The organism is Luteitalea sp. (genome assembly GCF_044337415.1).
Classification (GTDB): Bacteria; Acidobacteriota; Vicinamibacteria; order Vicinamibacterales; family Vicinamibacteraceae; genus Luteitalea.
Genome location: NZ_JBIINP010000223.1, coordinates 1 through 6072, shown reverse-complemented (window position 1 = coordinate 6072; position 6072 = coordinate 1). Strand labels below are relative to the sequence as shown.

General features: G+C 68.6%; 3 protein-coding genes and 1 pseudogene. 1 reads left to right on the top strand and 3 read right to left on the bottom strand.

Translation table 11 applies throughout. The features are described 5' to 3' along the window. Positions 1-707: 707 nt before the first annotated feature. On the bottom strand, positions 708-1424 hold the full coding sequence (locus tag ACIRDX_RS19485) for a response regulator transcription factor (protein WP_396627102.1): 717 nt from the start codon (positions 1422-1424) through the stop codon (positions 708-710). A 94-nt stretch (positions 1425-1518) separates the two neighbouring features. On the opposite strand from ACIRDX_RS19485, the gene ACIRDX_RS19480 reads away from it, so the two are divergent. After that, positions 1519-2934: an ATP-binding protein gene (locus ACIRDX_RS19480; RefSeq protein WP_396627103.1), complete on the top strand. Its 1416-nt coding sequence runs from the start codon at positions 1519-1521 to the stop codon at positions 2932-2934. Between the two features lie 124 nt (positions 2935-3058). Here ACIRDX_RS19480 and ACIRDX_RS19475 read toward each other — a convergent pair whose 3' ends face one another. Beyond that, entirely contained in the window at positions 3059-5722 is a 2664-nt protein-coding gene (locus ACIRDX_RS19475; protein ID WP_396627101.1) for an MGH1-like glycoside hydrolase domain-containing protein, read from the bottom strand. Further along, a pseudogene (locus ACIRDX_RS19470) lies at positions 5719-6072 on the bottom strand (glucose dehydrogenase); the annotation flags it as partial. The pseudogene ACIRDX_RS19470 and the gene ACIRDX_RS19475, both read right to left, overlap by 4 nt.

Genomic DNA, 6072 nt, shown 5'->3' with positions numbered 1-6072 from the left:
GGGGCTGGATCGACTGGCGGCAGACCTGCAGACGCACTGAGGATGGTCCCCGCGCGCCGATGGCGGTCGGCGCGGCGGGGGGTGGGCAAGGTGCCCTGGCTCAGTGAAATGAACTACGTGTCGTGAGGAACGAGTGGTGCGGATGGACGCGCGATGACGCGAGCCTGAACGTCCCGCGCGGGCGGGTGTGTCCGGCCCCGGGGGCCTGCGGCACGAGAAGAAGGTGTGCGGTAAGCACGCCCTCCTCATCAGCACAACTCATGCCACGCGCGCCATGGGCCAAAACGAGCATGTACCCGCGTGCTGCGCCGGACGCAGCGTCGGAAATCCCGCACATCGCGGGAAAGTCCTGCCGGCCCGTCGTCAATCGGTAGGACGATGCCTACGCGATGGCGCGAGGAGAGCTATCCAAGGTGGGGAGCGGCGATGGCGCCCCATGTCCCACGGAGATGGTGTACCCGGGGGCGTCTGGCTGTGGTAGAACGATCAGCACCGCAGGAGCCGTCCGGGACGAGCATCGACACGCGAGAAGTTGCTGTCGGTTCACCCCAACCCCTGTTGGATTGTCCGTCTCCTCGCACGCCTGTGCCTGCCCGGGCGACCCTGCGGTGACTCATTCGACCGCGCAGATGTTGTGCGAGTGTTGCGCCAGTGATGCGTCGCTGTGCGCCCGAGCCTTTTTACATTCTTGACGTCTGGCGCTGGGCTCACGCACTGGCGCACTTGTAGCCCACGCCCCACGCCGTGAGGATGACGGCCGGATTGCGCGGATCGTGCTCGAGCTTCTTGCGAAGTCTGCTCACCACGGTGTCGACCGTGCGTTCGGTGTACGTGTCGTTGGCCCAGGCCGTCTCGAGCAGGCGCGTGCGACTGAACACGATGCCGGGATTGGTGGCCAACTGCAGGAGCAGATCGAACTCCTGCCGCGTCAGCTCGACGACCGTACCGTGCTGGCGCACTTCGCGTCTCGGGATGTCGATGGTGACGCCGCTGCCGAGATCGACGGTCGTGGGCGCCTCGGGCGCGCGGCCCGTGCCGTGCTGGTGACGGCGGGTGATCGCCAGCACGCGTGCCTGCAACTCGCGGACGCCAAAGGGCTTGGTGAGGTAGTCGTCGGCGCCGCTCTCGAGCCCGATCACCGTGTCGGCCTCGCTGTCGCGCGCGGTGAGCATCAGGATCGGGGTGTTGACGTTGGCGCCGGCGGTACGGAGGGCGCGACACACCGAGATGCCGTCGAGGCCGGGCAGCATCACGTCGAGCACGAGCAGGTCGAAGGCGTCCCGGCGCGCACGGTCGAGCGCATCGCGACCGTTCACCGCTTCCTCGACGGCGTAGCCCGCCAGCCCGAGGTGCAGGTGCAGCAGTTCGCGAATGGCTGCGTCGTCCTCGATCACGAGGGCGCGGCCGGCAGTGGCCTCGGACATCACGGTCAAGTACGAACGCCGGGCCGCCGATGTTTACGTTTTCCGCGTTGCTCCCGTCATACTTTTCCCACACTTGCATGATGAGCTTGGCGTGATGACACACTCCGCGGTCGGCTGGTGGCGCAGCCTCTACTGGCGAATCGGCGTCAGCTTCGTCCTGCTGGTGATCGGCATTGCGCTCATCCAGGGACTGCTGTTCGCCTATCAGTGGCGCACCGTGTCGCGCGATCCGCACCTCTCTCCGCACGGGGTAGTGCAGGACCTCGCGCGCGAGTACTCGGCGGCGCTCGAGCGTGGGCGGCGCGTCGACATCAAGCGCGTGCAGCGCGAGCGCTATCCTGACTGGCCGCTGTTGTACGCCGTGATGAGCGACGGCACGGTGTCGGGCGCGCCCGAGGCGCCGATGCCCCCGGAGCAGGTCATCTTCGCTCGACAGTTCCTCCCGTCGCCCCCGGGCACGCCACCGCAGAGCGATGTCGGGCCGATGGTGACCGCCCCGATTCACGCCAACGGGCAATTGCGCGGTGTGGTCGTGCTGATGTTCGAGCAGCGCGGACTGCTGCGCGAGGCCAGCCGCTTCCTGTCCTGGTCAGGGCTCCTGCTCCTGCTCGGCGGCTCGGTCATCGCCGCCTGGTTCGTCGTCACGCCGGCGCGGCGCAAGTTGTCGGCACTCGAGGCTGCGGCCGAGGCGATGCGCGAGGGCGACCTGCAGGCGCGGGCCTGCGAGACCGGCGGCGACGAGGTGGCGCGCGTGGCGCGGGCGTTCAACCGCATGGGTGAGCAGCTCGCCGAGCGCGACGACGCGCTGAAGCGTGTCGACGAACTGCGTCGCCAGATGCTGGCCGACGTGTCGCACGAACTGAAGACGCCGCTCACCGCGATGCGGGGCTTCATCGAGACGCTGCAGATGCCGGACATCGCCGCCGACGAGGCGCGTCGGACCCGGTACTTCGCGACACTGGAGCGGGAGACGCGGCGTCTCGAGCGCCTGGTCGCCGACCTGCTCGACGTGGCGCGACTCGAGAGCGGCGCCGGCGACTTCGAGATGCGGGTCTTCGCCACGCGCCGGGTCCTGGATCAGGTGGCGCGGCGCAACGAACCCGTGGCGACCGAGGCCGGCGTCAGCATCGACGTGGCCGTGGACGACGCGGCAGACCAGGTCTACGGCGATCCGCACCGACTCGAGCAGGCGGTCGACAACCTGGTCGCCAACGCGCTGCGCTACACGCCCCGGGGCGGGGCGGTGCGCATGGGAGCACGCCTGGTGGCCGACGACGTGATCCTGACCGTGAGCGACACGGGCCCCGGGATCGCGCCAGAGCACATGCCGCATGTGTTCGACCGGTTCTACAAGGTCGACCCGTCGCGTGCGGCGACGCGACAGGGCAGCGGGCTCGGCCTCTCGATCGTGCGCGCCATCATCGAGCGCCACGGCGGCAGCGCCACCGTGACGAGCGTGCCCGGCGAGACGGTCTTCACGCTGCGGTTACCGGCTGGCGACGGCGCCTGATCCGGGCAATTCGAAATCGGAAATTCGTAATGCGAGGCGGCTCGGCCTTGCGGCCTTGCTCGCGCGTGGCTTCTCGAGGCGCGTCGCCGAAGGCCCGCGCCACGTGAATTTCGAATCTCCAATTTCAAGTTACCAGCGGCTTCTTGTAGAGCAGGCTCGCCACCAGGCCCGTCCATCCCGTCTGGTGACTGGCGCCGATCCCCTTGCCCGTGTCGGCGTGGAAGTACTCGTGGAACGGGATGAGGTCGCGCCAGTGGGGATCGGTCGCGAAGCGATCCTCGCCGCCGAACACGGGACGACGCCCGTCGGCGCCCGGCAGGAATATGCTGGTGAGCCGCGCCGCAATCTCGTCGGCGATCTCGTCCAGCGTGAGGGACCGTCCCGACCCGGTGGGGTACTCCACGCGATACTCCGGCCCGAAGTACCGGTGCAGGGTCCGCAGCGACTCGATCAGCAGGAAGTTGACCGGGAACCAGATGGGCCCGCGCCAGTTCGAGTTGCCGCCGAACAGTGGCGTCTGCGACTCGCCCGGCTCGTAGTCGACGCGGTGCTCCGTGCCGCCGACGATCACCGAGAACGGATGGTGCGCGTGGTAGCGCGAGAGTGCCCGCACGCCGAACGGCGACAGGAACTCGTCCTCGTCGAGCATGTAGGCGAGCACGCGGCCCAGCCGGTCCGGTGAGACGAGCGACAGCAGTCCTCGCGAATCCTGCCCGGGCACGTTCATGACCGCCACGCTCGCCGCGAACTGCGGCCGGTGGTCGAGGAACCAGCGCATGCGTCGCCGGAAGGCGGGCAGCGCCTCGATATCCCTCGCCTCGAGCGTGGCCGCCGCGAACAGCGGGATCAGGCCCACCATCGACCGGATCCGGACGCGCTGGTACTGGCCCCGCCCGAGCCGCAGGATGTCGTAGAAGAAGCCGTCGTCCTCGTCCCAGAGGTTGACGTCGCCTGCCTGATCCTCGTGGCCCATCGCGTAGCTGATGAACAGGAAGTGCTCCCAGAACTTGCTGGCGACGTCCTCGTAGGCGGCGTCATGCCGCGCGAGCTCGAGCGCGATCGTCAGCAGGTTGAGCGAGTACATCGCCATCCAGCTCGTGCCGTCGGACTGTTCCAGGTAGATGCCGCCCGGCAGCGGCTGCGAGCGGTCGAACACGCCGATGTTGTCGAGGCCGAGGAAGCCGCCCTCGAACACGTTGTTGCCGCCCTCGTCCTTGCGGTTGACCCACCAGGTGAAGTTGAGCAGCAGCTTGTGGAAGATCCGCTCGAGGAACGCCGTGTCGCCCGTGCCGGTGCGGTCGCGCTCGATGCAGTAGACCTGCCAGGCCGCCCACGCGTGGACAGGTGGGTTGACGTCGCTGAAGTTCCACTCGTAGGCGGGCAATTGCCCGTTCGGGTGCATGTACCACTCGCGCAGCATCAGCAGCAGCTGGCGCTTGGCGAAGTCGCTGTCGACCAGGGCGAGCGGGACGCAGTGGAAGGCGAGGTCCCACGCGGCGTACCACGGGTACTCCCACTTGTCCGGCATCGAGATGACGTCGTCGTTGTACAGGTGCTGCCACTCGGCGTTGCGCGCGTCGCGCTTGCCGCCACGAGGGGGAGGCGGCTGGCCCGGATCGCCCTCGCGCCAGGTCTTCACGTCGTAGTGGTAGAACTGCTTGCTCCACAACATGCCCGCCAGCGCCTGGCGCATGACCCGCGCCTCCTCGACCGAGAGGTGAGCGGGAATGACGGTGGCGTAGAACTCGTCGGCCTCGCGGAGGCGGGTGGCCATCACCTCGTCGAAGTCCACGAACGCGGCGGACGAGGGCGCGGCGGGAGAGAAGCGCAGGCGGATCACGTGCGTGCCGCCCGCCGGCACGTCGATCACATAGTGGGCGGCCGCCTTGGTGCCCGTGCCGGCCCCAGTGACGGCGGCCGTGGCGCCGTCGACCACGTAATCGTTGATGCCGTCCTTCGGGCAACTGGGGCCGTCGGGGTCGCCATACAGGCGGCGGGTGTTGGTCTCGTTGTCGCAGAACAGCAGGGGGGGCTGCCCCTCGAAGCTGACGTAACGGGTGCCGTAGTGGCGCGTCTCGGCCTGCAGCCCTGCCACGCCGTCGCGGGGCACGGCCCGCAGTGACGGCTTGTCGCTGCCGATGCCCCACGACCAGGTGTTGCGGAACCAGACCGTCGGCAGCACGTGGAGCGGCACGGCCTCGGGGCCGCGATTGGCCACCGTGATCCGCATGAGCACGTCTTCCTCGTCGGCCTTGGCGTACTCGACCGTCACGTCGAAGTAGCGGTGGTCGTCGAAGATGCCCGTGTCGACGAGCTCGAATTCGGGTTCGTCGCGGCCGCGCGCCCGGTTGCGCGTCAGCAACTCGTCGTAGGGGAACTCCCGCTGCGGATACTTGTAGAGCATCCGCATGTACGAGTGCGTGGGCGTGGAGTCGAGGTAGAAGTAGTACTCCTTCGGGTCCTCGCCGTGGTTGCCTTCCGGGCCGGTCAGGCCGAAGAACCGCTCCTTGAGGATCGGGTCACGGCCGTTCCACAGGGCCAGCGCGAGGCAGATCTCCTGCCGCCGGTCCGAGATGCCGGCGATGCCGTCCTCGTTCCAGCGGTACGCGCGCGAGCGGGCGTGGTCGTGCGGGAAGTACTGCCAGGCGTCGCCGTTGCGGCTGTAGTCCTCGCGCACGGTGCCCCACGCGCGATCGCTCACGTGCGGCCCCCAGCGTCGCCAGTGGTTCTCCCGGCTGAGGGCGGCCTCGAGCCTGGCGTGCTCGGCGGTAGCGGGAGGCGTGCTCACCGGCTCACCTCGCAGTACACCTTGATGACCGAGGTCCCATGGTAGAGTGCCTGCACGATAGCCTCGACGTCGAGGCCCTCGACGCGATGCGTGAGCAGGCGGCCCAGCCAGCCCGGGTACTGCATCTCGGCCTGGGCCATGTGCTGCACGCCCGACTCGAAGTACTCCCGGTTGCCGTTGACCGTGCCGACGACGACGCGGTTGCCGAGAACGAGCGCCTGGTTGATCTGCGCGGCAGGGACCTGCAGGGTCTCGTGGCCGCCCGTGATGCTCGACAGCACGAGCACCCCGTTCTTGGCCAGCGCCAGCATCGCGTCGAAGGCCACCGCCGCCGCGCCGGTGCACTCGAA